Source organism: Pelomonas sp. SE-A7 (assembly GCF_030345705.1).
Taxonomy (GTDB): domain Bacteria; phylum Pseudomonadota; class Gammaproteobacteria; order Burkholderiales; family Burkholderiaceae_C; genus JAUASW01.
In genome coordinates, this window is sequence record NZ_JAUASW010000003.1 from 566,983 (window position 1) to 592,619 (window position 25,637).

A 25,637-nucleotide genomic window follows, 5' to 3' on the forward strand; every position below is an offset into this window, starting at 1 on the left:
GTCTGCTTGGATGCAGGTTTCGGCGATTTGGATGCAGGCCGGCGCAAAAAATGGGGCGCTCCGGCTGTCGGCGACAATCCCGCCCCATGGTCACCAAAAAACCCAAGGGCCTGGGCATGGGCCTGGAGGCCCTGCTCGGCCCCAAAGTCTCGGACACGCCCGCCGCCGCCCGCGAAGGCGAGCCCAGCACGCTCAAGCTGGAGCAGATGCAGGCCGGCAAGTACCAGCCGCGCACCCGCATGGACGAGGGCTCGCTGTACGAGCTGGCCGAGAGCATCAAGGGCCAGGGCATCATGCAGCCGATCCTTGTGCGCCCTCTGGGCGCACAAGGCCGGCAAGCCGGAAAGAACGAGTCGCAGGGGCCCTCCCCTGCGACGGCCGCTTCGACCAACGGTAGCGGCCTGCCGATGTACGAGATCATCGCCGGCGAACGCCGCTTCCGCGCCGCCAAGCTGGCCGGCCTGCGCGAGGTGCCGGTGCTGGTCAAGCATGTGCCGGACGAAGCCGCGGCCGCCATGGCCCTGATCGAGAACATCCAGCGCGAGGACCTGAACCCGCTGGAAGAAGCCCAGGGCCTGCAGCGCCTGGTGACCGAATTCAAGCTGACCCATGAGCAGGCGGCCCAGGCTGTCGGCCGCTCGCGCAGCGCTGCCAGCAATCTGCTGCGCCTGCTGCAACTGGCCGACCCGGTGCAGAACCTGCTGATGGCCGGCGACATCGACATGGGCCACGCCCGTGCGCTGCTGCCCCTGGATGGTGCCCACCAGATCACCACGGCCACCGAGATCGTGGCCAAGAAGCTCAGCGTGCGCGAGGCCGAGAAGCTGGTGCAGCGCCAGGGTGCCGGACGTCAGACGCCCTTGCTGCGCGTCAAGAACGCCAAGAGCCGCGATGTAACCCGGCTGGAAGACGAGCTGTCGGACCTGCTGACCGCCCAGGTCGAGATCCGCGTGAAGAAACGTACCAAGCGCGGCGAGCAGGGCGAGCTGGCGATCCAGTTCGGCTCGCTCGACGAGCTGAACGGCCTGCTCGACAAGCTCCGCGGTCCGCAGTGATCACAGGGCCTGTGGTCCCATGAGAAAAGCCGTGCAACATGCACGGCTTTCTTCTTTGCGCGCCTGGCAAGCAGCGGCCAGCATGCATCATCGTTGCACAGTCGCCAGCCCCATGAACAGGTGCCAGGTCTTGTCATCGCCGCAGGCTTCCGTTCGGCGTAGCATGGTGTCAACGGTTGAGGGATCGTTGCTGTTGAAGGGCCAGGCCTGGGCTTTTCGCCGCATCACCCGACAAGCCCTGTACGAAGCTTGAAGAGAGCCGCCTGCTGACTCCCGGAAAGCTCTGATGACGCCCCCGGCACGCCGGGTCGAGGACGCCATCAGAACTTCCCAGACGACGCCGGATCCATCCTGGCCGGTGCCGCCTCACGGGATACCCCTGGAGGTCAGCATGGATGTGATCAAGAACTTCAGCGCCCGCTACGAACGCACAAGGGTCGAGGAGCTTTCGCTCGAAGACTATCTGGCGGAATGCAAGCGCAATCCCCTCGCCTACGCCACGGCCCCCGAGCGCATGCTGCAGGCCATAGGCGAGCCGCAGATGGTGGACACGCGCAACGACCCGCGGCTGTCGCGCCTGTTCGCCAACAAGACCATCAAGATCTATCCGGCCTTCGCCGAGTTCTTCGGCATGGAAGACTCGATCGAGCAGGTGGTCTCCTACTTCCGCCATGCGGCGCAGGGCCTGGAAGAGAAGAAGCAGATCCTCTACCTGCTGGGACCGGTGGGGGGCGGCAAGAGTTCGATCGCCGAGCGGCTCAAGCAGCTGATGGAACAGGTGCCCTTCTATGCCCTGGCCGGCTCACCGGTGAACGAGTCGCCGCTGGGCCTGTTCGATGCGATGGAAGACGGCCCGGCGCTGGAGCGCGAGTTCGGCATCCCGCGCCGCTACCTGAACCGCATCATGAGCCCCTGGGCGGTGAAGCGGCTCGAGGAATACGGCGGCGACATCCGGCGCTTCAAGGTGGTCAAGCGCTTCCCCAGCGTGCTCAAGCAGGTGGGCGTGGCCAAGACCGAGCCGGGCGACGAGAACAACCAGGACATCAGCTCCCTGGTCGGCAAGGTCGACATCCGCAAGCTCGAGACCTATGCCCAGGACGACCCCGATGCCTACAGCTACAGCGGCGGCCTGTGCCTGGCCAACCAGGGCCTGCTGGAATTCGTGGAGATGTTCAAGGCGCCGATCAAGGTGCTGCATCCGCTGCTGACCGCCACGCAGGAAGGCAACTTCAAGGGCACGGAAGGCTTTGGCGCCATCCCCTTCGACGGCATCGTGCTGGCCCACAGCAACGAGAGCGAATGGAAGACCTTCCGCAACAACAAGAACAACGAGGCCTTCCTGGACCGCATCTACATCGTCAAGGTGCCCTACTGCCTGCGCGTCAGCGAGGAGGTGAAGATCTACGAGAAGCTGATACGCGGCTCGTCCCTGGCCCAGGCCAAGTGCGCCCCGGGCACGCTGAAGATGATGAGCCAGTTCGCCATCCTGACCCGGCTCAAGGAGCCGGAGAACAGCTCGCTGTTCAGCAAGATGCAGATCTACGACGGCGAGAACCTCAAGGACACCGACCCGCGCGCCAAGAGCTACCAGGAGTACCGCGACTACGCCGGCGTGGACGAGGGCATGAGCGGCATCAGCACGCGCTTCGCCTACAAGATCATCTCCAAGGTCTTCAACTTCGACTCCAGTGAGGTGGCGGCCAATCCGGTGCACCTGATGTATGTGCTGGAACAGCAGATCGAGCGCGAGCAGTTCCCCAAGGACGCTGAAGATCGCTATGTGTCCTTCATCAAGGAGCAGCTGGCCCCGCGCTATGCCGAGTTCATTGGCAAGGAAATCCAGACCGCCTACCTGGAGAGTTATTCAGAGTACGGCCAGAACATCTTCGACCGCTACGTCACCTATGCCGACTACTGGATCCAGGACCAGGAGTACCGCGACACCGACACCGGCGAAGTGTTCGACCGCTCGGCCCTGAACGGCGAGCTGGAGAAGATCGAGAAGCCGGCCGGCATCAGCAACCCCAAGGACTTCCGCAACGAGATCGTCAACTTCGTGCTGCGGGCCCGTGCCAACAACAATGGCAAGAACCCGACCTGGACCAGCTACGAGAAGCTGCGCACGGTGATAGAGAAGAAGATGTTCTCCAACACCGAGGAGCTGCTGCCGGTGATCAGCTTCAATGCCAAGGCCAGCGCCGACGAGGCCAAGAAGCACGAGAACTTCGTCCAGCGCATGGTGGACAAGGGCTACACGGCCAAGCAGGTGCGGCTGTTGTGCGAGTGGTACTTGAGGGTAAGGAAGAGTTCCTGAACCGCTGAACAAGGGCTTCCATGTCGTTGCAGCAGATCATCGACCGCCGCCTGTCGGGCAAGAACAAGTCCATAGGCAACCGCGAGCGCTTCCTGCGCCGTCACAAGGAGCAGATCCGCGAGGCGGTGCGGCGCGCGGTGGATGGCCGCGGCATCCGCGACATGGAGCGCGGCGAGGATGTACACATCCCCAAGAAGGACCTGAACGAGCCGGTCTTCGGCCATGGCGACGGCGGCGTGCGCGAGGTGGTGCGGCCGGGCAATTCCGAGCATGTGAAGGGCGACCGCATCGCCAAGCCCAAGGGCGGCCAGGGCGGTGGTGGCGGCAGCCAGGCCAGCGACTCCGGCGAGGGCGAGGACGACTTCGTCTTCCACCTCAGCAAGGAGGAGTTCATGCAGGTCTTCTTCGAGGACCTGGCCCTGCCCAACCTGGCCCGCACCACGCTGGCCGAGACGCCCGAGTACAAGACCCATCGCGCCGGCTATGTGTCCGATGGCACGCCGACCAACCTGCACATCGTCCGCTCCATGCGCGGCGCGCTGGGCCGCCGCATCGCCCTGGGCATGGACAAGCGCCGCGAGCTGCACGAGCTGGAGGAACGCCTGGCCCTGCTCAAGCGCGAGGACGCGGCCAAGCCCGAGGTCCAGCTGGCGCTGAAGGAGACCGAGCAGCGCATCGCCGAGCTACGCCGCCGGCTGGAGAACATCCCCTTCCTGGATCCGATAGACCTGCGCTTTCGCAACCGGGTCAAGGTGCCGGTGCCGACCACGCGGGCCGTGATGTTCTGCCTGATGGACGTATCCGGCTCCATGGACGAGAGCCGCAAGGACCTGGCCAAGCGCTTCTTCATCCTGCTCTACCTGTTCCTGACCCGGCACTACGAGAAGATCGACGTGGTCTTCATCCGCCACCACACACAGGCGCAGGAAGTGGACGAGCAGAACTTCTTCCATGCCACCGAGACCGGCGGCACCGTGGTCTCCTCGGCCCTGGTGCTGATGGAGCAGGTGATACGCGAGCGCTACTCGCCGAGCGAGTGGAACATCTACGGTGCCCAGGCCAGCGACGGCGACAACTGGCACCACGACAGCGGCAAGTGCCGAGACATCCTGCAGCAGCAGCTCTTGCCACTGTGCCGCTACTTCGCCTATGTGCAGGTGGCCGAGGCCGAGCAGAACCTGTGGGAGGAATACTGCAAGCTGGCCGACGAGGTGCCGCACTTCGCGATGCGCAAGGCGGTCGAGGTGGCCCAGATCTACCCGGTCTTCCGCGACCTGTTCCGCAAGGAAGGGGCCAAGTCATGAGCAGTCCGGAAAACCGCCGCAACATCGGCATCGCCCATGCCACCGGCGAATACGGCGGCCGCCGCGGTGCGCCGCCGCTCAAGCAGATGAAGCCGCTGGAGCAGCGACCGTCCCAGCCCCTGCCCTCGCCCAGCGACTGGAGCTTCGAGCTGATCGACGACTACCACGACGTGATTCGCCAGACGGCAGAGCGCTACGGCCTGGACACCTATCCCAACCAGCTCGAGGTCATCACGGCCGAGCAGATGATGGACGCCTATGCCTCGGTGGGCATGCCGGTGAACTACCGCCACTGGAGCTACGGCAAGGAGTTCATCGCCACCGAGCGCAACTACAAGCGCGGCCAGATGGGCCTGGCCTACGAGATCGTCATCAACTCCGACCCCTGCATCGCCTACCTGATGGAAGAAAACACCATGGCCATGCAGGCCCTGGTGATCGCCCATGCCTGCTACGGCCACAACAGCTTCTTCAAGGGCAACTACCTGTTCCGCATGTGGACCGATGCCTCGTCCATCATCGACTACCTGGTCTATGCCAAGAACTTCATCGCCGAATGCGAGGAGCGCCATGGCGTGGATGCGGTGGAGCAGCTGCTGGATTCCTGCCATGCACTGATGAACCACGGCGTGGACCGCTACCGCAGGCCGGCCAAGCTGTCGCTGGCCCAGGAGCGTGCCCGGCTGCACGACCGCGAGATGCATGCGCAGCAGCAGGTCAACGAGATCTGGCGCACCCTGCCCCGCGGCAAGGACAAGGCCGGTGAAGGCAAGGAGGCGCGCCGCTTCCCCGAGGAGCCGCAGGAGAACCTGCTGTACTTCATCGAAAAGAACGCGCCGCTGCTGGAGCCCTGGCAGCGCGAGGTGGTGCGCATAGTCCGCAAGATCGCCCAGTACTTCTATCCGCAGCGCCAGACCCAGGTGATGAACGAGGGCTGGGCCACGTTCTGGCACCACCGCTTGCTCAACACCATGTACGACGACGGCTACTTGAGCGACGGCATGATGATCGAATGGCTGAAGTCGCACACCAATGTGGTGGCCCAGCCGCCGATGGCCAACCTCAACCCCTATGCGCTGGGCTTTGCGATGTACACCGACATCAAGCGCATCTGCGAAAACCCGACCGAGGAAGACCGCCGCTGGTTCCCCGACATCGCCGGCAGCGACTGGCTGCCCACGCTCAACCATGCGATGCGCAACTTCAAGGACGAGAGCTTCATAGGCCAGTACCTGAGCCCGCGCCTGATGCGCGAGTTCCGGCTGTTCTCCATCATCGACGACGAGGCCGAGAGCGAGTACGAGATCTCGGCCATCCACGATGAGCCCGGCTACCAGCATGTGCGCGAGGCGCTGTCCCGCCAGTACGACCTCTCCACGCGCGAGCCCAACATCCAGGTCTGGAACGTCAACCTGCGCGGCGACCGCTCGCTGACGCTGCGTCATACCCAGCACCTGAACCGCCCCTTGCACGACAGCGGCCAGGAAGTGCTCAAGCATGTGGCCCGGCTGTGGGGCTTCGGGGTTCACCTGGAGAGCGTCAACGACAAGGGCGACACGACCAAGCGCTGGAGCGTGCCGGCCCCGGCCCACTGAGCGCACGACAGCCGATGGGCCGCCTGCTGCCCTTGCTGCTGGTGCTGCTGATGGCCCAGGCCATGGCGCAGCCGACAGCGCCGCTGCGCATGCTGGTCTCGACCAGCTACAGCCTGCCCTTTGCCGACATCGCCAACGCGCCGACCGGCCCGCAGCTGCGCGGCGGCATCCTGCTGCTCTGGGGCCAGGCCCTGGCCGAGAAGCTGGGCCGGCCCGTGCAGTTCATGCTGGTGCCACCGCGGCGCGTGGCCTCGCAGGTCCAGCAGGGCAGCTTCGACCTGCAGTGCTTCGAAAGCCCGGATTGGTTTGTCGCCAGCTCCATGCCCAAGGTCGACTGGCTGAGCCAGCCGCTGATGGACTATGAGGAAATCCTGGTCGGCGGCCCGGATGCCCCGCTGGTGCGCCAGCTCAGCGAGCTGGAGGGCCGCACCGTGGGCGTGGTCAACGGCTACAAGCATCCGCTGCTGGAGCCATTGTTCGCCAGCGGCAAGCTGATACGAAGCCTGGCACCCAGCGAAGACCGGCTGCTGCAGATGCAGCGCGTGGGCCGCACCGACTACAGCGTGCTCAACCCCCTGCAGCTGGCCTATGCCCAGTCTCGCGACGCCTCGCTGCGCAGCCTGCAGGTCTCGCCGCTGCTGGTGGCCCGCACGCCGCTGTACTGCCTGCGGCACAAGCAATCCCGGCTCAGCCTGCGCGAGCTGGCCGAGGCCCAGCAGAGCCTGCTGAGCGAAGGCCGGCTGGCCGACATCCTGCGCCGCTTCCGCTGAAGCAACGCGAGCTCAGAGCGAAAAGATCTTGCCCGGGTTCATGATGTTGCGCGGGTCCAGCGCCCGCTTCAGCGAACGCATCATCGCCACCGCCGCTTCGCCGGTTTCGTCCACCAGAAAGCCCTGCTTGTGCAGGCCTATGCCGTGCTCGCCGGTACAGGTGCCTTCGAGCTTCAGCGCCCGAGCCACCATGCGGGCGCTCAGGGCCTCGGCCAGCTCGCGCTCGGCCGGCATCGCCGGGTCGGTCAGATAGCCCAGGTGGAAATTGCCGTCGCCCACATGGCCGACGATGAAATAGGGCAGGCCGGCCTCTTCCACCTCGCGCACCGACTCGTTGATGCTCTCGGCCAGGCGCGAGATCGGCACGCAGGTGTCGGTGGTGACGCAGCGGCAGCCCGGCTTCATCTGCAGGGCCGACAGATAGGCATGGTGGCGCGCGGTCCAGAGCCGGGTCCGTGCCTCGGGCGTGGTGGCCCATTCGAAGTCCTCGCCGCCGAACTCGCGGGCGATCTCCTGCACCGTTTGCGCCTGCTCGGCCACACCACTCTCCGAACCATGGAATTCCATCAGCAGCATGGGCGCCTCGCGCAGGCCCAGCCTGTCATGGTGATTCACCGCGCGGACCGAGTTGGCGTCCAGCAGCTCGCAGCGGGCGATGGGAACGCCGAGCTGGATGATCTGTATCGTGGTCTGCACCGCGGCGTCGATGCTGGGGAAGAAGCAAACCGCGGCCGATACCGCCTCGGGCAGCGGAAAGATGCGCAGGCTCAGCTCGGTGATCACGCCCAGCGTGCCCTCGCTGCCGACGATCAGCCGCGTCAGGTCGTAGCCGGCGCTGCTCTTGCGGGCGCGTGAACCGGTGCGCACCCGCTCACCGTTCGCGGCCACCAGCTCCAGGCCCAGCACGTTCTCGCGCATGGTGCCGTAGCGCACGGCATTCGTGCCGCTGGCCCGCGTGGCCGCCATGCCGCCCAGCGTGGCATCAGCACCCGGGTCTATGGGAAAGAACAGGCCGGCGTGCCGCAGCTCCTCGTTCAGCTGCTTGCGCGTGACGCCGGGCTGCACGCTCACGGTCAGGTCTTCGGCATCGACACGCAGGATGCGGTTCATCCGCGTCAGGTCCAGGCTCAGCCCGCCCTGCACGGCGAGCAGATGACCCTCCAGCGAACTGCCGGCGCCGTAGGGGATGACCGGTACGCCATGCTCGTTCGCCAGTCCGACCACCAAGGCGACCTCGTCGGCGCTCTCGGCGAATACCACGCAGTCGGGCGGCGGCACGTCGAACGGCGACTCGTCACGGCCATGCTGCTCGCGCAGCGCCAGCGCCGTTGAGCAACGGTCGCCGAAGCGCTCGGCCAGCGCGGCCAGCATCGGCGGCGGCACCGGGCGGGTTTCAAAGGACGTGTTCATGTCGCGGCTCAGGAAAGAAGCGATTCAAGGATAACGCCACCCCTTGCCAGCCGGCCCGGCCGGTGCCAGCATGCTCGTCAGCTCAATCATTCGCCCGAGGGTGGTCGCCATGCAGCAATGGATAGAGCAGAACCTGGTCTGGCTGGCCGTGGGCCTGATGCTGGTCGTCGCCCTGCTGGGCGCGTTCAGCAAAGAGTTGCCCAGGCTGCTGAGCCGCGAACTGATGAGCAAGCTGGGCCGGCCGCGCGTCAGCGAGGCGACGCCGCCACCGGAGCATGGCAGGCACGGCCGCACCCATGGCATGCACGACGCCCCCGCGCACAAGCCGGCCTTCCACCGCAGCGGCCGGCGCCATTGACTGCCGCAAATCGGGGGCTGGCTGGCCCCGCCGCTGAAACCTAGACTTTCCAAACAAGCTGAACCCCGGCCCGGACCGCGCGCCAGACGCGGCCAGGAAGGAAAGCCGCCGATCGGCCTGTCGTCATCAAGCCTATTGCTCAAAGGAGGACTCCATGAGCATGCTGAGTCGACTGTCCATCCGTCGCAAGCTCCTCTTGCTGACCCTGCTGGTGCTCGTGGCCATCAGCATCCCGGCCGCCTTCCAGGTGCGCCAGTCGCGCGAACTGGCACAGGCCGCGCAAGGCGAGCTGGACGGCCTTGCACCGGCCCGCCAGCTCGTAAAGCTGACCCAGCTGACCCAGCAGCATCGAGGCCTGTCGGCCGCCTTCCTGGGCGGCAATGCCCAGGTGACGGCCAACCGCGAGGCCAAGAATGCCGAAGTGGCCCAACAGTTCAAGTCGGTGGACGCGCTGCTGAGCCACTCGGTGCTGACCGAGGCCATGCGCAAGACCTGGCAGGAAGCGATCGGCCAATGGACCAGCCTGTCCAGCGAAGTCGGCAGCCGCTCGCTCAAGGCCGGCGAGAGCAGCACCCGCCACGCCCGCCTGATCGCCGTCTACTTCAAGCTGCTGGACCAGCTGGTCGACAGCTCGGGGCTGATTCTCGATCCGGAGGCCGACACCTATTTCCTGATCACCGCCACCCTGGTCAAGCTGCCGCTGGCCACCGAGGCCCTGGGCCAGACTCGCGCCCGTGGCGCCGGCTTCCTGGCCGAGCGCAAGATCGGTGCTGATGGCCGCGCCACGCTGGCCGGCCTGGCACAGCAGGCCTCGGACCAGCATGTCAGCATGGTCGCGGCCTTCGACAAGTCCTTCAACGTCAATGCCGAGCTGAAGCGCCGGCTGGCCGACAAGGTCAGCGCCCTGGGCTCGCAGATCGAGGGCTCGCTGAAACTGACCCGGCAGGAACTGATACTCAAGGAAGAAGTCGACTATCCGGCGCCGGAGTACATCGGCAGCTACACGCGCACCATCGACGCCACCTTCGTCGTGGCCGAGGCCGCGATGGACGCGCTTGGCGAGCTGCTGTCCGCCCGAGTCGCCGATCTGCAGCGCGGCAGCTGGCTGGTCTTCGGCCTGCTGCTGGGCCTGCTGGTGATCATGCTGCTCACCACCCGCGGCATTGCCCGCAGCATCACCATGCCGCTGGAGAAGGCGGCCTCGCTGGCCCGCCAGATCGCCGGGCGTGATCTCAGCGGCGAGTCGACGCGCTTCAGCAGCGACGAGATCGGCCAGCTGAATCAGGCCCTGCAGACCATGCGCGACAGCCTGCGCGGTGTCATCGGCGAGGTGCGCGGCAATGCCGGCCAGCTGGCCCAGGCCTCGCAGGAGCTGGCCATGGGCAACCTGGACCTGTCGCAGCGCACCGAGCAACAGGCCTCGGCGCTGGAACAGACGGCCAGCTCGATGGAGGAGCTCTCGAGCACGGTGCGCAGCAATGCCGATCAGGCCGGCGATGCCAGCAGCCTGGCCCAGCGCGCCTGCGAGGTCGCCACGGCCGGGGGCCAGGCGGTGCAGCAGATCGTCCGGACCATGCAGGGCATAGAGAGCAGCAGCCGGCGCATCGAGGAAATCATCGCGGTGATCGACGGCATCGCCTTCCAGACCAACATCCTGGCGCTCAACGCCGCCGTCGAGGCCGCCAGGGCCGGCGAGCAGGGGCGCGGCTTCGCCGTCGTGGCCTCGGAAGTCCGGGCCCTGGCCCAGCGCAGCGCCGAGGCCGCCAAGCAGATCAAGCAGCTGATCTCGACCAGCGTCAGTCAGGTCGAGGACGGCGCGCGCCTGGTCCAGGGAGCCGGCACGACCATGCAGGACACGGTGGCCGCCATAGGCAGCCTGGCCGAACGGGTGGCACAGATCAGCCGCGCCTCCAGCGAGCAGAGCGGCGGCCTGCAGCAGATCAGCGAGGCCGTGGCCCACATGGACCAGCTGACGCAGCAGAATGCCGCCCTGGTCGAGGAGACGGCCGCAGCCGGGGCCAACCTGCAGCAACAGGCAGCGCAGCTGTCCGAACTGGTCAACACCTTCCGCATGAGCTAGCGGCACGCTGGATGGGGCAAGATGCGGTCTTTCTCGCATCTGCCCCTGCACCCCATGGCCAACCGACTTTCACAGATCGCCACCCGCACCGGCGACAACGGCACGACCGGTCTCAGCGACGGCTCGCGCGTGCCCAAGAACCATCTGCGCGTGATGGCCATGGGCGACGTGGACGAGCTCAATTCCAACCTCGGCGTGCTGCTGGCCGAGCCGCTGCCCGAGGACATCCGCGAGTTGCTGATCACCATCCAGCATGAGCTGTTCAACCTGGGCGGCGAACTGTCCTGGCCGGGCGGCCAGCTGCTCAAGGAATCGGCCGTGCTGCGCCTGGACGAGGCCCTGGCCCACTACAACGCCGACCTGCCCCGGCTCAAGGAATTCATCCTGCCGGCCGGCACCCGGCCCGCCGCCCTCGCCCATGTCTGCCGCACCGTGGCCCGGCGGGCCGAACGCAGCGTGATCACCCTGGTCGGCAGCGAGCCCATCCACGAGCCGCCACGGCAGTACCTGAACCGCTTGTCCGACCTGATGTTCGTGCTGGCCCGTGTGCTGAACCTGGGCCAGGAGGTCTACTGGAACAGCGAGCGGCTCAAGCGCTACGAAGCCGACGACAACAAGGCCTGAGACCTACAAGCGCGCGGCTGCTTCGCGCAGCCTTTTCGCGAAAGCCCCGCGCAGCGCTGCGGGCGCCAGGACCTCCACATCGCCGGCGTGGCGCAGCAGGTCCATCAGCAGCTCGGTGGCGTCGACGAAGGGCAGCTCCAGCCGCCAGCGGCCGTCATCCAGCCACTGGCTGCGCTGCTGCGGATGCCATTCCTCGTGCGAGACCCAGGCGGCGGCCTCGGCACTGAACACCAGCTCGGCCCATTGCTCCTGGCCGCCGGCGAAGATGCCGTAGCCGCGGTCCAGTTCGGCCTCAAGCTGCTTGACCGACAGGGTCTTGGCTTTCTCGTCCAGCGGCTCGGCGGCTTCCATCGCATCCAGCGCAAAGCGGCGCAGGCCGTCGCTGCGGTGGCACCAGGCATCCAGGTACCAGGTATTGCGGTAGTGCACCAGGCGCTGCGGTGAGACCTCGCGTTCGCTGGCGCTGCCTCCACCCGGACCTCGCTTGAGATAGCGCAGCTTCAGTCGCTGGCGCTTGACCACGGCGCTGCCCACGGTCTCGAAGAAGGCCGAGGGCGCACGCCGCCGGGCGGTGCTGATCAGCTTGATGCGGCGGGTCAGCTCACGCGCCTCGTCGGCATCGGTGCCCATCATGCCGGTCAGCTTGTCGAACATGGGCTGCAGGTGGCGGCTCAGCAGGCCTTCTTCGTCCAGGCCGGCCAGCAGCTGGTGCATGGTCAGCATGGCGTGCATCTCCTTCTCGCTGAACCAGACGCCCGGCAGCTCGTGCCGGGCCTGGCCGCGCCATTGCTGGCCGAAGCGGTAGCCATTGGAAGCCGCGTCGTACTCGATGGGCGCATCCATGCGCTCGCGCAGGTACTGCAGGTCGCGCTTGAGCGTGGCCGGCGAGACCTCCAGGGCCTCGATCAGCTTCGCAAAGCTGACGCAGCCCTCGTGGCGCAGCATCTTCTCGATCTTGTAGAAGCGTTCGGTGCGGTCCATGCAAACCCTTGTTTCGTTGGTGGCTCACGCCATGAGCTACCGGTCGCTCAGACTGTGCCACATGCCTGATCCCAGGCCGAAACCAGGAGACCCCATGACCCAGATCGCCGCCACGCCGTTCGCCAGCCATGCCCTTGCCACCGCCCAGATCGAGCTGGGGCTGGAAGCTGTCGTCTCCGAAGCACGGCCGGCCGAGCTGCCGGCCCACAGCCGCCTGGGCTATGAGCTCGGCTGGGATTTCGCCCACCATGGCCTGACCCCGCCCATCGACCACCTGTTCCAGGCCTCACCGCTGCTGGCCGGCTGGCAGGCGGGTCGCGCCACCTTCGGCCAGCGCACGCTCAAGGCCTCGCGCCACGTGAAGCAGTGGCTGCAGCTGCGCACCCATGCCTGGTCGCGCGGCCGCCAGTTCGAGACCCTGCTGGTGACACCCAACTACCTGCAGCAGCTGGAAGCCAGCCACTGCCCCATCCTGCGCTGCGCATTGGAGGAACAGGGCTCGATAGACCGGGTGCGTGACGACGCCGGCTACGCCGCCGGCAACCTGGTTCAGATGAGCGCGACGGCCAATGCCGCCAAGGCCAGCCATGACCACGCCAGCGCCGACGAGATGGCCCGCAGCCTGGCCCTGGGGCCGATCCAGCAGGTGGCCGGGCTGGACCCGCTGCAATGGCAGCGCATCGCCGTGCTGTGCAGCTTCGTCACCCCGCTCTCGCATGAGCAGGCGGCCCAGATCCCGCTGAAAGTGCTGCCGCCGAACCGGCTGCGGATGTTCAACCCCATCCAGGCGCTGCAGGCCCTGGTGACGCGCCAGCTGGCCACGCCGGGCTGGAGCCAGCGCCTGGCACGCCTGGAGGCCCTGCTGCCCGGCGAGGCGCTGAAGGCGGACTTCAATCGCTTCGTGCTGGCCCTGGTGCCGCGGGTGCTGAAGGTCGAGGCGCTGCTGCAGCCGCACGAGATCCGCTGGGCTTTGGAAGATGCCTGGGCCGATGCCCTGGTGATGAAGCGCTGGACACGCTTTGCGCTGGCGCTGACGGCCGAGCAGGCGGAGGCCCTGGTGCAGCGCGCCGCGGCAAAAAAGCTGGCGCCGGTCCATGTGCAGACCCATGGCGAGCAGGCCGCCACGGAGGGCTGGGCGCTGTCGCGTCGCGGCTACCGCGCCGCGTCCTGAGTGGGTGATGGGGCCGATCCGATCAGCCGGGCAGGCCCTGGCTGAGCTTTTCCAGGCCGCCGCCCTGGTCCTGCAGGGCCACGTGATAGCCCTGGTCGGCAAACCAGTCGGCCCAGGCCTTGGCCTTGGCCTTGCCGGGGAGCCAGGGCCCGGTCTTGTCCATGTGCACATGGCTGCCGCGGCGTTCGAAGAACACCACGCGCCACATGCCCCCGCCCATGGCGGTGTCGAACTTGGTCACGATGACTGAACCGGGTTGGGGTTCAGACCAGGCTGCGCTGCAAGCGCAACTCCTCAAGGCGCACGCCGCCGACCTCGGTGGTCTTGATGCTGCCCTGCTCGCGCTTGAAGCCGGCCAGCTCGAAGAAGCGCAGGGCCCGCTCGTTGCGCAGATAGGTCCACAGCGTGACCTTGGTGCAGCCTTCTTCCTGCAGCCCGTCGCGGGCGGCATCCCACAGGGCCAGGCCCACGCCCTTGTCCCAGTGCTGGGGTGCGGCGTACAGAGCCCAGATCTCGCCGGTGGTGGCCGGCGAGCCCTTGTCGCGCGAGCGGTCGAAACCGGCGAATCCCATGATCTGGTTGTCCAGATGCGCCACCAGCACCTGCGGTTCCGCATAGTCGATGGCTTCGCGCCAGAAGGCCTGACGCTTCTGCACCGACATGCCGTCCAGCGCCGAGGCGGGAAGCAGGTCCTTGTAGGCGTCCTGCCAGGCAGCAACGTGGATTTCGGCGATGGCTTTGGCATCCCGCAAGGTGGCGGGTCGGACCTGGATACTCGACATAGGGACGAAGAAAACGGGATCTGTCTGCGAACGCGAAAGGGGCGCATTGTCCTTGCAGACCCGGCGTTTCGCGCGGCTTGACAGCAGGAAATTTTTCAGCGGCCTGCCAATCGCCCGGACCCCGCCCGGCCATGACGCGCGGCACCCTGCCGATCCGGACCCGACAAGCCTCTCGCACTTGCCGGTTGTAAAGCTTTGTGGCGGGCGCTTGCCGAGCGGTTCAAGCCCTGAAAAATTGTCGCCAGCCAATTTGAGTGGCGACAAATCAGCTCTTTTTGCTGGGCTGCAACGTTGCTTTCACGCCGAATTGATGGGTTTGTCGGGGTGACAAAGGAAAGCCTGGACACGGACACTCGTCGGTCGTCGGTATGCCATGGCCGCAATTCCTGGCAAGTGGGCGCATAACGCCCATCGACTATTCATTCACGAATCGGAGAGTTTATGAATCGCAACCCTGGGGCGACCCCCCTCAACGCGACCGCCTTGCTGCGCCGTTCGGCCGTGGCAGTGGCCGTCGGCCTGGCCCTGGCTTCGGGCAGCGTCGTGCACGCGCAAACCAGCGCGACCGGCACGATCCTGGGCTCGGTCAAGGAAGCCGGCACCACGGTGGTCATCGAGAACGTCGACACCGGTGCCAAGCGGACCCTGACGCCGGGCACGGACGGCAAGTTCACCGCCACGTCGATGCCGGTGGGTCGCTACAAGGTTGTCCTGATGCGCGGCGCCGCCGTGCTGAGCACCCGCAACGACGTTGACGTCTCCATCGGTACCGGTACCGAGGTTTCGTTCACCGCCGCCGCCCTGGAAACCGTCCAGGTGACCGGCCGCAAGCAGGTCATCGACGTGTCCAGCGCCGGTTCGACCACGACCTTCAGCGCCCGCGAGCTGGAAAAGCTGCCGGTCGCCAACAACGTCGGCGCCGTGATCCAGCTGGCTCCGCAGACCGTGCGCGGCGACTCGCGCTACGGCGGTGCCGCGGCCCCGTCCTTCGGCGGCGCCGGTGCTTCCGAGAACGCCTACTACATCAACGGCTTCCCGGTCACCACCATCCTGACCCAGGTCGGCTTCTCGCAGCTGCCCTTCAACTCCATCGCCCAGGCCCAGCTGCTGACCGGCGGCTACGGTTCGGAATTCGGCCGTTCGACCGGCGGCGTGGTCAACATCGTGACCAAGAGCGGCGGTAACGACTTCGTGGCCGGCGGCGCCATCCAGCTGGAACCCAGCTCGTTCCGCGCCAAGGCCAAGAACACCTACTACGGCATGACGGGCAACAACCCGAACACCGACGGCAAGATGCAGGTGTACAACGCCGGCAACATGAACGACACCCGCACGGTGTCGGTCTACGCCGGTGGTCCCATCATCAAGGACAAGCTGTTCTTCTTCGCCGCTGGTGAAGACCAGACCGCCACCCGCAGCCTGATCCGCCAGGCCAACACCGGCGGCACCGGCACGGCCAACGCCGTGCTGGCCGGCGGCTGGCAGGAAGCCGACGTCAACAAGCGTCGCGCCCTGCTGAAGCTCGACTGGAACATCACCGACGAGCACCACCTCGAGTACACCAAGATCTTCGACCGCATCGAAGACAGCCGTCGCTACTACAGCTTCGACTACAACACGCTGCAGCGCGGCAGCGCCGTCACCGGCGGTGCCGACTACGTCAACTGGGGCCCGACCCCGGTGGCTGCCGAGCAAGGCTCGAGCGTCGACATCCTGAAGTACACCGGCTACCTCACCGACGACCTGACCGTCACGGCCCTGATCGGCAAGACCTCGTCGCCGCACAAGCTGTCGCCGCTGAACTACAACCCCAACATCCCCCAGGTGGTGTTGACCACGACGGCTCCCGGCCTGAACTACCCCGTCATTCAAACGACGACCGGCAACCTGCTGGTGCCGGGCGCCAAGGACGAGAACAAGGGTGCCCGTCTTGACTTCGAGTGGCGTGCCAACTCGCAGCACACGCTGCGTGCCGGTATCGACTACAACAAGATCAACTCGGTGGCCGGTTCGTCGCGCGCCGGCGGCTCGACCTGGACCTACAGCAAGACCGACCCGACCGTGCCGGTGGACCGCTACAGCGTGGCCCTGAACACCGTGGCCGGCAATGCTCTGGCCGCCCAGGGCTACTACGCCAGCCAGGTCTTCGTGGCCACCACGTCGACCCCGACCGTGATCCAGTCCGCTGCCTACATCGAGGACAAGTGGCAGATCACCAAGAACGTGCTGCTGGAACTGGGCCTGCGTAACGAAGCCTTCGACAACCGCAACGGCGACAACAAGAGCTACATCAAGCTCGCTACCCAGATCGCTCCGCGTCTGGGCGCCTCGTGGGACGTCAACGGCGACGCCTCGTTCAAGGTCTACACGCACGGTGGTCGCTACCACGTGCCGCTGCCGACCAACGTGGCTGTGCGCGGTGCCGGCTCCTCGCTGTTCACCACCCGCAACTACGCCTACACCGGCGTTGACCAGACCACCGGCGCTCCGACCGGCCTGACCGCGATCAGCCCGACCTTCTCGAACAACAACGAGTTCGGCCAGGCCAAGGATCCGCGCACGGTCGCTGCCCAGGACATGAAGGGCAACTACCAGGACGAAATCCTGTTCGGCTTCGACAAGAACGTCAGCAAGAGCCTGACCCTGGGCGCCAAGTTCACCTACCGTGCCCTGAAGACGGCGATCGACGACTTCTGCGACGACCGTCCGTTCCTGGCATGGGCTGCCAAGAACAAGGTTGACGCCTCGCACTGGGGCTTCAACTGCGCGCTGTTCAACCCGGGCCGTGCGAACAGCTTCATGGTGGACTTCGCCGACAACGGCACGCTGACCAAGGTGGACCTGTCGGCTGCCGACCTGGGCTTCCCCAAGGTCAAGCGCACCTACACCGCCCTGGACCTGACCGCCGAATACCCGTTCGACGGCAAGTTCTGGGCCAAGGTGAACTACACCTGGTCGAAGAACAAGGGCAACACCGAAGGCCAGCTGCTGTCTGACATCGGCCAGGCCGACGTCGCGACCACGCAGGTCTACGACTTCCCCGACTTCTCGGTAAACTCGGATGGTCTGCTGCCCAACCACCGCACGCATTCGATCAAGGCCTTCGGTCTGTATCAAATGACGTCGGAGTTCGGCATCGGCGTGAACACCCTGCTGGCTTCGGGTCGTCCGAAGAACTGTATCGGCAACGCACCTGCCGATCCGGTCAAGTACCCCAACGTGACCAACTACTCGGGTTACGGTTCGGCTTACTTCTTCTGCAAGGGCGTTCCGGCTCCGCGCGGTACCTTCGGCAAGCTGCCCTGGGATACCCGCCTGGACCTGAACTTCGTCTACAAGCCTGAAGTGCTGAAGGGCTTCGCCTTCAAGGTCGACATCTTCAACGTCTTCAACAACCAGACGATCGAGACCATCGAAGAGCGCTACAACGCCGCTGGCGGCTCGACCAACATCCGTAACACCTACGGTTCGGTCCAGTCCTACTCGGCTCCGAAGTCGGTCAAGTTCACCGCTTCGTACGACTACAAGTTCTGATCACTTGGAACTTGATGCCGGTGTCCTCCGGGGCACCGGCCCAAGACAAAGGCCCTGGGCTCGCGCTCAGGGCCTTTTTTCTTGGTGGCTGCCGGCCAGCGGCCAGCCTGCTTGTCAGGGCGCGGGGTACTTGAGCGCGTTCTTGGCCAGCTTGGCCTCGACGGCAGCGGCCATGTCCACGCCGCTGTGGTCGGCGATCTGCAGCAGATAGAGCAGCACGTCGGCGATCTCCTCGCCCAGGTGCTGGCGCTGCTCCTCAGCGAGCGACTGGCTCTGCTCCGGCGTCAGCCACTGGAAGATCTCGACCAGTTCGGCGGCTTCCACCACCATGGCCATGGCCAGGTTCTTGGGCGTCTGGTAGGGCTGCCAGCTGCGGGCCGCGGCAAACTCGCGCAGGCGGCTCTGAAGGCCCGCAATGTCCAGCAAAGTCGTCACATCTGCTCCTTCTACGGACAAGCGTCGAGTCCGTTGCAAACACCCGCTCGACCCAAGCAGCACCCGAGGATCCGGCTTTGCCGGGCCTACGGGTGTGCCCCTTGAGGGGCCGGCGAAGCCGGTACAGGGTGGTCCTAATCTATGCCGACGACCTTGTGCATCTGCACCGACAGCCGCCATTGCGGATGGGCCATGCAGTACTCGATGGCCTCGCGCGTGTGCTGGCGCTGCAGCACCGAATCCAGCGGCTGCAGGAAGAAGTGTTCAAAAGCCAGACCGGCAAAGCGCTCGGGCCTTGCCAGCGGCTGCGGATAGACCAGCTTGAGCTCGTTGCCCCGGGTCAGCACGATCTCTGCATCGGCCTTGGGGCTGACGCAGATCCAGTCCAGCCCCTTGGGCGCCGGCTGCGTGCCATTGGTCTCCACCGCCACCTCGAAGCCGCGGGCATGCAGGGCCTCGATCAGCGGCTCATCCAGCTGCAGCAGCGGCTCACCGCCGGTACACACCACATAGGGCTTGCCGTTCTTGCCCACCGGCCAAAGGGCCGCAACGGCATCGGCCAGCATCTCGGCCGTGGCGAACTTGCCGCCTCCCTGGCCGTCCGTGCCCACGAAATCGGTATCGCAGAAATTGCAGACCGCGCTCGCCCGGTCCTGCTCCCGGCCGCTCCACAGATTGCAGCCGGCAAAGCGGCAGAACACCGAGGCACGGCCGGCCTGGGCACCCTCGCCCTGCAGCGTGTAGAACATTTCCTTGACTGCGTAAGCCATGACCGTCGCCTCAGACCGGAATCAGTTCATCGATACCGACGGCACTGACGATGGACCCGGAACCGCGGGTCTCATACATGTCCACCCGGTCCAGCTGCGGCAGCGCGGCGCGGCCCTTGGCCAGCACCCAGGCCGACAGGCTGGCCGTGTCGCCATCGGGCAGGTCGGCAATCTCGTACAGCGGCCGGTGGTCTATGGCCTTGAAGATCGGATCGAACTGGGTCTTCACGTCGCCGAAGTCCACGGTCCAGCCCATCAGCTGGTCCAGCTCGGCCGCCAGGTGCAGGCGCAAGGTGTAGGTATGACCATGGATGCCGCGCAAGACATGGCCCTCGGGCGCGCGCTTGAGCTGGATGGCACTGTCCAGCGTCAGTTCCTTCCAGATCCGGTAATGCCGGCCATCGAAATTGGCGCCGCAGCTGCCGGTCTCGTAGACCGTCACCCAGGACAGCTCGGGCAGCTGCGGCTTGAGCCGCTGCCACAGCCAGGCCGAGATCACCTCGCTGGTGGGATTGGACAGGCCTTCAATGCCATTCAGGCACTGGTAGTTGAGCTCGATGTGCAAGGGCGCCCAGATCTCGTCCAGGTGGTCGTAGTCGATGCTCAGGTCGCGCTCGCCCAGGTCCTGGTTGGCATGGAGAATGACCTCGAAGCCATGGCCATGCATGCGGCCGCATTTGTGGCCGGCCGGCACGTTGGGCAGCTGGTGGGCGGCCTGGAAGCGGTAGCGGCGCCAGACATGAGCCTGGCCGGCCGCATCCAGGTCCACGCCTGAATGCTGGGTGCTTTGCACGCCGACCTGCTGGATGTCGGGAACGCCGAATTCCTTCTGGAGACGATTTCGTATCCAGCGGGCGATGTTCTCGTCGGTGGGCTGCTCGATGGTGTCGTTCAGCAGGCCGTGATCCAGCGGCGCAATGCAGGCTTCCAGGCGTCGGCGCAGCTCCTCCACCTCTCCCCCTGGGAACGGAGCCCAGCCGGCCGGCAATTGAGCCCGGACCGTGGCGAAGTAGCTGTGGCCATGCAGACCCTGGCTGCGATGCCCGGCGGGCAGCGCCGGGATCTTGCAGGCGGATTCAAAGCCGGCCGAAGCCGAGTGGAGCGTGGCGGTATTCATTGGGGAACTGCGGGCTGGGATCGCGGCTGCGTAGCCTCAGCGGAGCGGCAGTGTGACATGCCCTGGAGACCGGGCCCAGGCCTGGCAAAGGCGCTGTGGTTTGTGCACACGGCAGGGTCGGCTTGTTATTCAAGAACGATATTGTCTTTCAGACTGGTGGTCGTAGTAGAGGGCCGCTAGTCCTGTGGACAAGCGCGCTTTGGCCTTGTCCGACAAGCACTTGGCCCATACAAAACCCTGTGCGTGACCGGGCCGCAGCGGCGGGGATGAACCTACAACAACTCGGCCAAGCGGCCTCGCCCTGTGGACAAGCCCCGGCTTGTTCCGGAACTGTCCACAGACTTGTGCCTTGACAGGCCCTGGAATCAGAAAGTCTCCCAGTCGCCGTCCTCGGCCGGCGGCTTGGGAGCCGGACCGGGCGTGGGTGCCGGCGGAGGCGCGGTCAGCTTCTTGGGTGGGGCCTTGGGCGCTGCAGCAGGCGGACGGCTGACCGGCGTGGCCGCGGGCTTGGCTGCCGTTGGCTTGGCCGCAGGGCTGGCCGGCTTGTGAGTCATCGCCGGCTTGGGGGCTGCCACGGGGCTGGGAGCCCGCGCGCTGGGGTTGTAGGAGCCCGAGCCCAGCTTGAATACGGAGACCACCTCGGCCAGGCGCTGGGCCTGTTCGCGCATCGAGGTGGCTGCCGCGGCGCTCTGCTCGACCAGGGCGGCGTTCTGCTGGGTCATCTTGTCCAGCTCGGTCACGGCCACATTGACTTGCGCGATGCCGTCGCGCTGCTCGGTGGCCGAGGCGGCTATCTCGCCGATCATGTCGCTGACCCGGCCCACGCTGGCCACGATCTCCTGCATCACGTTGCCGGTCTGGTTGACCAGGGCGGCGCCCGATTCGACCCGCTCGACCGAGGCATTGATCAGGCCCTTGATCTCCTTGGCCGCCTCGGCGCTGCGCTGGGCCAGGGTGCGCACCTCGCCGGCCACCACCGCGAAGCCGCGGCCCTGTTCGCCGGCCCGGGCGGCTTCCACCGCGGCATTCAGGGCCAGGATATTGGTCTGGAAGGCGATGCCGTCGATCACCGAGATGATGTCGGAGATGCGCTTGGAGCTGGCCGTGATCTGCTCCATGTTGCTGACCACCTGCTCCACCACCGAACCGCCGCGGGAAGCGGCTTCGGCCGCCGAGGCCGCCAGCTGGTTGGCCTGGCGAGCCGTGTCGGCCGAGTTGCTGACCGTGGCCGTGATCTCTTCCATCGAGCTGGCCGTTTCCTCCAGGTTGGAGGCGGTCTGCTCGGTGCGGCTGCTCAGGTCATGGTTGCCGGTGGCGATCTCGGCCGAGGCGGTGGAGACAGACTCCACGCCCTGCCGTACCTCGCCTATCACGCTGCGTAGCTGGGTGGCCATGCGGTTCAGCGCATCGAGCAGCAGCCCGAATTCATCGCTGCGCTGGATGCTGGTGCTGGCCGACAGGTCGCCGCCGGCGATGTGCTCGGCCAGTTCCAGCGCCTCGCCCAGGGGCTGCTTGATCGAGCGCACCAACCAGACCGCGCCGGCCAGCAGGGCCGCGACGATGGCGACGACCACGACCATGGCGATGGACAGCGTCGCCTTGCGCCGCTCGGCCAGGTTGGCATCGGCCGCCTCCTTCTGCGTGGTCTGCAGGGCCGCGAACTCGGCCAGCGACTTCAGGTAGACCGAGACCGCCGGGTTGAAGGTCTGGCGCACCTCGTTGGCCGCCTCCTCACCCTTGCCGGCGCCCTTGAGTTCGCGCGCCTTGGCCAGCGAGGACAGCACCAGCTTGCGCTCGTCGGCGATGCGGGCCATCAGGGCCTTGTCCTTGTCCGTGAGCTCCATGCCCTCGATGGACTTCTGCACCTCGCTGATCTTGGCGATGGTGGCGGCGATCTCTTCCTTGTACATCTGGTCCACCGCCGGGTCGCTGCTGATGGCCGAGGCCTGGACCCGGGTCACATTGACCGTGGTGAGGTTGGCCCAGCGCTCGGCGGCGGCACGCTTGGCGCCCATCTGCTGGTCGATGGCCGCCGCCTCGGCATTGAGCTTGCCGGTGCGCGCGGAAGAGAAGCCGATCAGGCCCACCAGGGCGACGATGACCGTCGCCACGGCCAGCCAGAGCCGGCCGGCCACACCCAGTCCAGCCAGCTTGGACGCCATGGCGCCACCGCCGGGATTCCCAAATTTCATTGCTGTCTCCTGCTTGTCTCCGAACCGTCCCAGACTGCCTTTAGGGGTCGGGGTCGTCAAGCAGGGCTTACGGCAAAGGCGGCGGAATAGTCGTCAGCGGCCGCGGGCGCGCCAGAGCGGCTTCTTGCTCTTGAGCTGGCGTTCAATGCCCTCGTTGAGGCGGCTGCGCAGGTCCACGACGGCCTCGACCCGGCCGTAGACACCGGGGAAGCGCAGGTCCAGCCACAGCCACAGCGTGCAGGAGCGCAAGGCCTGCTCCATGCGGTCCAGGCGGCTGTGCTCGTCCACATCGTCCAGGAACCAGGGCGAACCCACCGAGCCGGCCAGCTGGTGCTGCTGGGCCCAGTCCAGGTATTCCTGCACCTGGCCCTCGGTGCGGCTGTCGACCGGCGCCTGGGCATAGACGAAGCGCTGGCGCAGCGGCAGCTTGGGGGCGACCCGGTCCAGTGACTCGGCCAGCTGCAGCATCTGCTCCAGCTCGGCCACGGCGAAATGCGCATCGTCCAGCCGCAGCCGGTCGACGAAGACCTGCAGCACGGCGGCCAGGCGGCTGAAGCCAAGGCTGGAGGCGATGGTCTGCACATGCCACCAGTTCGGCGCTACCGGTGCCTTGTGGTCGCGCGGCGCCCGCGGCTGGCGCGGCAGCAGCTCGCGCAAGAGCTTGCCGGCACCGGCCTCGGCCTCGCGCAGCACGCCGACGAAGCCCTCGTCATGCAGGCCGTAGCGCCCGGCCCGGCCGGCGATCTGATGCACCTCGGAGACGCTCAGCGGCCGGTCGCCGACGCCGTCGAACTTGGTCAGCGTGCTGAACAGCACGCGGCGTATCGGCAGGTTCAGCCCCATGCCTATGGCGTCGGTGGCGACCAGCACGTCGCTGGCGCCCACCGCGAAGCGCTCGGCCTCGCGCCGCCTCACCTCGGGAGGCAGGGCGCCGTAGATCACCGAGACCGGATGGCCGGCCTGGGCGATCTGGTCGCGCAGCATCAGCACCTCGCGCCGGCTGAAGGCCACGACCGCATCGCCCTTCTTCAGCGAGGTCATGGCCACCGGCGCCGACAGCATTTGCACCTCCTGCTTGCGCTCGAAATGCTTCACCGCGCAGCGTTCGCCGCACAGGCCCAGCAGCTTCTCGATCGCCGGCACCGCATAGGCCGAGCAGATGATGATCAGCTCATTGGCCGGCACGGCGACGATGGCCTGGGTCCATGCCCAGCCGCGCGAGCCGTCGAACAGCATCTGGGCCTCGTCGATCACGGCCACCTCGACCGGCCGGCCGGTGTCGACCATCTCGATGGTGGAAGAGACCACGCAGGCGTTCTCGGCCGGCTGGTTCTCCTCGCCGGTCAGCAGCGAGCAGGGCACGCCGCGCGCCACCAGGCGGTCGCGGCCCTCCAGCGCCAGCAGGCGCAGCGGGGCCAGGTAGGCGCCGTCGTGCGCCTGGGCCAGCTTTTCGAAGGCCGCATGGGTCTTGCCGCTGTTGGGCGGGCCCACGTAGAGCGTCACCGTGCGCTGCATCTGGCGCGCCAGCTCGAAGCTGTCCGGATAACCCTGGAAGGCCAGCTGGCAGTTCAGCTGGGCCAGCGTGTTGAGCTCGGCCATGCGCTGTTCCCAGCTCTCCTGGGCGCGGGTGCAGGCGGCCAGCAAGGCTTCGATGGGCTGGGGCGTCGAGCATTCGGCCTGCAGGCGCGGCCACAGCGAAGCCAGCTGGTCGGGATGGCCCGAGGCGCTGCGTTCCAGCAGACGCTGCAGATGCTCTTGCAGCCGGTAGGCCTCGGCATAGGCCGGCATGGGGCCTATGGACGTGGCGAGTTTGTCCGCGTCACCATCGCGGTAGAACTCCCAGGCCGGCGTGGCATCGGCCAGCGGCTGCAGATGGGCCACGACCAGCTTGCCGTCCAGCACCGGCTGCCGACAAAGGCGCTGCCACTGCAGTCCGGCGCGGCGCAGGCCCAGCGCATCGAGCTGGGCACTGCGCTGCTGCATCAGCGGACGCAGGGTGGGGCCCGTGCCCACCGCATCGAGATGGCGCAGGGCGATGGGGATCAGCCCCGGAGCGATCCAGCGCGCCGGCCGGCCGCCTGCGGCGGCCTTGGAGATCATCACCAGGCCCAGGGCCTCGGGGTCTTCGCCCTCGTCCAGGTCGGCGGGCGTCAGCACCTGGGGCAGCTGGTAGGCCGAATGACGGATGCGCTGCCAGTCCTCGGCCGTGAGGCCGGCCGGCAGGCGCTTCAGGTGGCGGGGGTTGGGCAGGACGGGCTGCTGGGCCGCGTCTTGAGCAGGAGGAGAGGCAGGAACTTCAGGCACAGGCGGAAGTGGAACACAGCCGCCGGCCACCGCTCTGCTTCAGCTGCCGCGGTAGAACCAGCGCCGCGCGCCCTGCGCCTCGAAAGGCTTCCACTGGCCCTGCGGCTGGGCCAGGCGGTCGGCAATCGCATACAGGGCCAGCGGGTTCAACCCCATGCCGCAGTGGCTGGCATGGACCTCGATGTTCTCGCTCAAGGGGCTGGGCTCCATCACGCTGCAGCGCCAGGCGACCACGCCGTCGCTCTTGGAGTAGAGCGATGTGGTCGGCACCGGCGGGGTTTGCTTGATCTGCTCCAGCAACTCATGGTCCTTGACTTGTTGGCCCGAGACCAGCTCGAAGAAGCGCCAGGCATTGGTGGCGCGCGGATGTCCGGTGAAGGGCGTGCCCAGCGTGATCACGCAGCGGGCATGGTCGGGCAGCTCCTTGGCCAGCTCGCGGGCATAGATGCCGCCCAGGCTCCAGCCGATCAGGCTGACCGGCTTGGCATGCTGGCGGAACAGCCGCTTCACGTCGGCCGTGCACTGTTCCAGCACGCCCTGGCGCGGCCCGAAATTGAAGCCCTGGCCCCAGGGATGGGTCACATAGCCCAGCTCGTCCAGGAAGCGCCGCAGCGGCAGCGTGGTCACGTCGTTGGCGCCTAGGCCGGGGAAGACCAGCACCGGATGGCCATCGCCGCGGGGCAGCTTGCGCAGCCAGGGCGTGGCCGCCAGCAGGGCGGCGAACTCCCAGGGCGCGCGGCCCTCCAGCATCATCAGCCAGGCGTTGGGCGCGCGCAGCTCGTCGGGATGGTCGTGGGAGACGGGCTCGGCGGCAGCGCGGCGGGAAGACTTCTGAGGCATG

The 25,637-nt window shown here is 66.7% G+C and carries 20 protein-coding genes; 10 read left to right on the forward strand and 10 right to left on the reverse strand.

From position 1 onward, the window contains the following. The first annotated feature begins 86 nt into the window (after positions 1 to 86). The 5 genes from QT382_RS20590 (at position 87) to QT382_RS20610 (ending at position 7,038) form a co-directional block, all read left to right on the forward strand. Positions 87 to 1,055 carry a ParB/RepB/Spo0J family partition protein gene (locus QT382_RS20590; protein ID WP_289255999.1) on the forward strand — a complete coding sequence of 323 codons (969 nt, stop codon included), beginning with the start codon at positions 87 to 89 and terminating at the stop codon, positions 1,053 to 1,055. 391 nt (positions 1,056 to 1,446) lie between these two features. Beyond that, positions 1,447 to 3,369, forward strand: coding sequence for a PrkA family serine protein kinase (locus QT382_RS20595; protein ID WP_289256000.1), 1,923 nt, complete (start codon positions 1,447 to 1,449; stop codon positions 3,367 to 3,369). Positions 3,370 to 3,389: 20 nt separating this feature from the next. Further along, a complete protein-coding gene (locus QT382_RS20600) occupies positions 3,390 to 4,673 on the forward strand; it encodes a YeaH/YhbH family protein (protein ID WP_289256001.1) in 1,284 nt (427 codons plus the stop codon). Then, complete coding sequence (locus QT382_RS20605; RefSeq protein ID WP_502929932.1) at positions 4,670 to 6,268, forward strand: SpoVR family protein; 1,599 nt, start codon at positions 4,670 to 4,672, stop codon at positions 6,266 to 6,268. The genes QT382_RS20600 and QT382_RS20605 overlap by 4 nt, the downstream gene beginning before the upstream one ends. A 14-nt stretch (positions 6,269 to 6,282) precedes the next feature. After that, positions 6,283 to 7,038: a substrate-binding periplasmic protein gene (locus QT382_RS20610; RefSeq protein WP_289256002.1), complete on the forward strand. Its 756-nt coding sequence runs from the start codon at positions 6,283 to 6,285 to the stop codon at positions 7,036 to 7,038. A gap of 12 nt (positions 7,039 to 7,050) precedes the next feature. On the opposite strand, the gene QT382_RS20615 is transcribed toward QT382_RS20610, so the two are convergent. After that, positions 7,051 to 8,448 (reverse strand): FAD-binding oxidoreductase, encoded by a 1,398-nt coding sequence (locus QT382_RS20615; protein ID WP_289256003.1) that lies wholly within the window; start codon positions 8,446 to 8,448, stop codon positions 7,051 to 7,053. A 70-nt stretch (positions 8,449 to 8,518) separates the two neighbouring features. Here QT382_RS20615 and QT382_RS20620 point away from each other — a divergent pair, with 70 nt between their 5' ends. The 3 genes from QT382_RS20620 to QT382_RS20630 all read left to right on the forward strand — a co-directional run bounded on the left by QT382_RS20620 (position 8,519) and on the right by QT382_RS20630 (position 11,510). Further along, positions 8,519 to 8,806 carry a hypothetical protein gene (locus QT382_RS20620; protein ID WP_289256004.1) on the forward strand — a complete coding sequence of 96 codons (288 nt, stop codon included), beginning with the start codon at positions 8,519 to 8,521 and terminating at the stop codon, positions 8,804 to 8,806. A 154-nt stretch (positions 8,807 to 8,960) separates the two neighbouring features. Next, positions 8,961 to 10,886, forward strand: coding sequence for a methyl-accepting chemotaxis protein (locus tag QT382_RS20625; RefSeq protein WP_289256005.1), 1,926 nt, complete (start codon positions 8,961 to 8,963; stop codon positions 10,884 to 10,886). Positions 10,887 to 10,940: 54 nt separating this feature from the next. Further along, positions 10,941 to 11,510: a cob(I)yrinic acid a,c-diamide adenosyltransferase gene (locus QT382_RS20630; protein WP_289256006.1), complete on the forward strand. Its 570-nt coding sequence runs from the start codon at positions 10,941 to 10,943 to the stop codon at positions 11,508 to 11,510. 3 nt (positions 11,511 to 11,513) lie between these two features. Here QT382_RS20630 and QT382_RS20635 read toward each other — a convergent pair whose 3' ends face one another. Further along, positions 11,514 to 12,491: a helix-turn-helix transcriptional regulator gene (locus QT382_RS20635; RefSeq protein WP_289256007.1), complete on the reverse strand. Its 978-nt coding sequence runs from the start codon at positions 12,489 to 12,491 to the stop codon at positions 11,514 to 11,516. Between the two features lie 94 nt (positions 12,492 to 12,585). On the opposite strand from QT382_RS20635, the gene QT382_RS20640 reads away from it, so the two are divergent. Further along, positions 12,586 to 13,662, forward strand: a complete 1,077-nt coding sequence (locus QT382_RS20640; RefSeq protein WP_289256008.1) for a hypothetical protein — start codon at positions 12,586 to 12,588, stop codon at positions 13,660 to 13,662. A 22-nt stretch (positions 13,663 to 13,684) separates the two neighbouring features. Here QT382_RS20640 and QT382_RS20645 read toward each other — a convergent pair whose 3' ends face one another. Together QT382_RS20645 and QT382_RS20650 are read right to left on the reverse strand one after the other, a co-directional pair. After that, entirely contained in the window at positions 13,685 to 13,903 is a 219-nt protein-coding gene (locus QT382_RS20645) for a hypothetical protein (protein ID WP_289256009.1), read from the reverse strand. A 22-nt stretch (positions 13,904 to 13,925) separates the two neighbouring features. After that, on the reverse strand, positions 13,926 to 14,444 hold the full coding sequence (locus QT382_RS20650) for a GNAT family N-acetyltransferase (protein ID WP_289256010.1): 519 nt from the start codon (positions 14,442 to 14,444) through the stop codon (positions 13,926 to 13,928). A gap of 441 nt (positions 14,445 to 14,885) precedes the next feature. Here QT382_RS20650 and QT382_RS20655 point away from each other — a divergent pair, with 441 nt between their 5' ends. Further along, positions 14,886 to 17,978: a TonB-dependent receptor gene (locus QT382_RS20655; RefSeq protein ID WP_289256011.1), complete on the forward strand. Its 3,093-nt coding sequence runs from the start codon at positions 14,886 to 14,888 to the stop codon at positions 17,976 to 17,978. 114 nt (positions 17,979 to 18,092) lie between these two features. Here QT382_RS20655 and QT382_RS20660 read toward each other — a convergent pair whose 3' ends face one another. The 6 genes from QT382_RS20660 to QT382_RS20685 form a co-directional block, all read right to left on the reverse strand. Next, a complete protein-coding gene (locus tag QT382_RS20660; RefSeq protein WP_289256088.1) occupies positions 18,093 to 18,401 on the reverse strand; it encodes a nucleotide pyrophosphohydrolase in 309 nt (102 codons plus the stop codon). A gap of 146 nt (positions 18,402 to 18,547) precedes the next feature. Beyond that, positions 18,548 to 19,183, reverse strand: a complete 636-nt coding sequence (gene queE / locus QT382_RS20665) for a 7-carboxy-7-deazaguanine synthase (RefSeq protein WP_289256012.1) — start codon at positions 19,181 to 19,183, stop codon at positions 18,548 to 18,550. Between the two features lie 10 nt (positions 19,184 to 19,193). After that, positions 19,194 to 20,300: a 6-carboxytetrahydropterin synthase gene (locus QT382_RS20670; protein ID WP_289256013.1), complete on the reverse strand. Its 1,107-nt coding sequence runs from the start codon at positions 20,298 to 20,300 to the stop codon at positions 19,194 to 19,196. A 365-nt stretch (positions 20,301 to 20,665) separates the two neighbouring features. Next, a complete protein-coding gene (locus QT382_RS20675; RefSeq protein WP_289256014.1) occupies positions 20,666 to 22,492 on the reverse strand; it encodes a methyl-accepting chemotaxis protein in 1,827 nt (608 codons plus the stop codon). 93 nt (positions 22,493 to 22,585) lie between these two features. After that, a complete protein-coding gene (locus QT382_RS20680) occupies positions 22,586 to 24,796 on the reverse strand; it encodes a helicase-related protein (protein ID WP_289256015.1) in 2,211 nt (736 codons plus the stop codon). Between the two features lie 39 nt (positions 24,797 to 24,835). Continuing rightward, positions 24,836 to 25,636, reverse strand: coding sequence for an esterase/lipase family protein (locus QT382_RS20685; protein ID WP_289256016.1), 801 nt, complete (start codon positions 25,634 to 25,636; stop codon positions 24,836 to 24,838). Position 25,637: the final 1 nt, after the last annotated feature.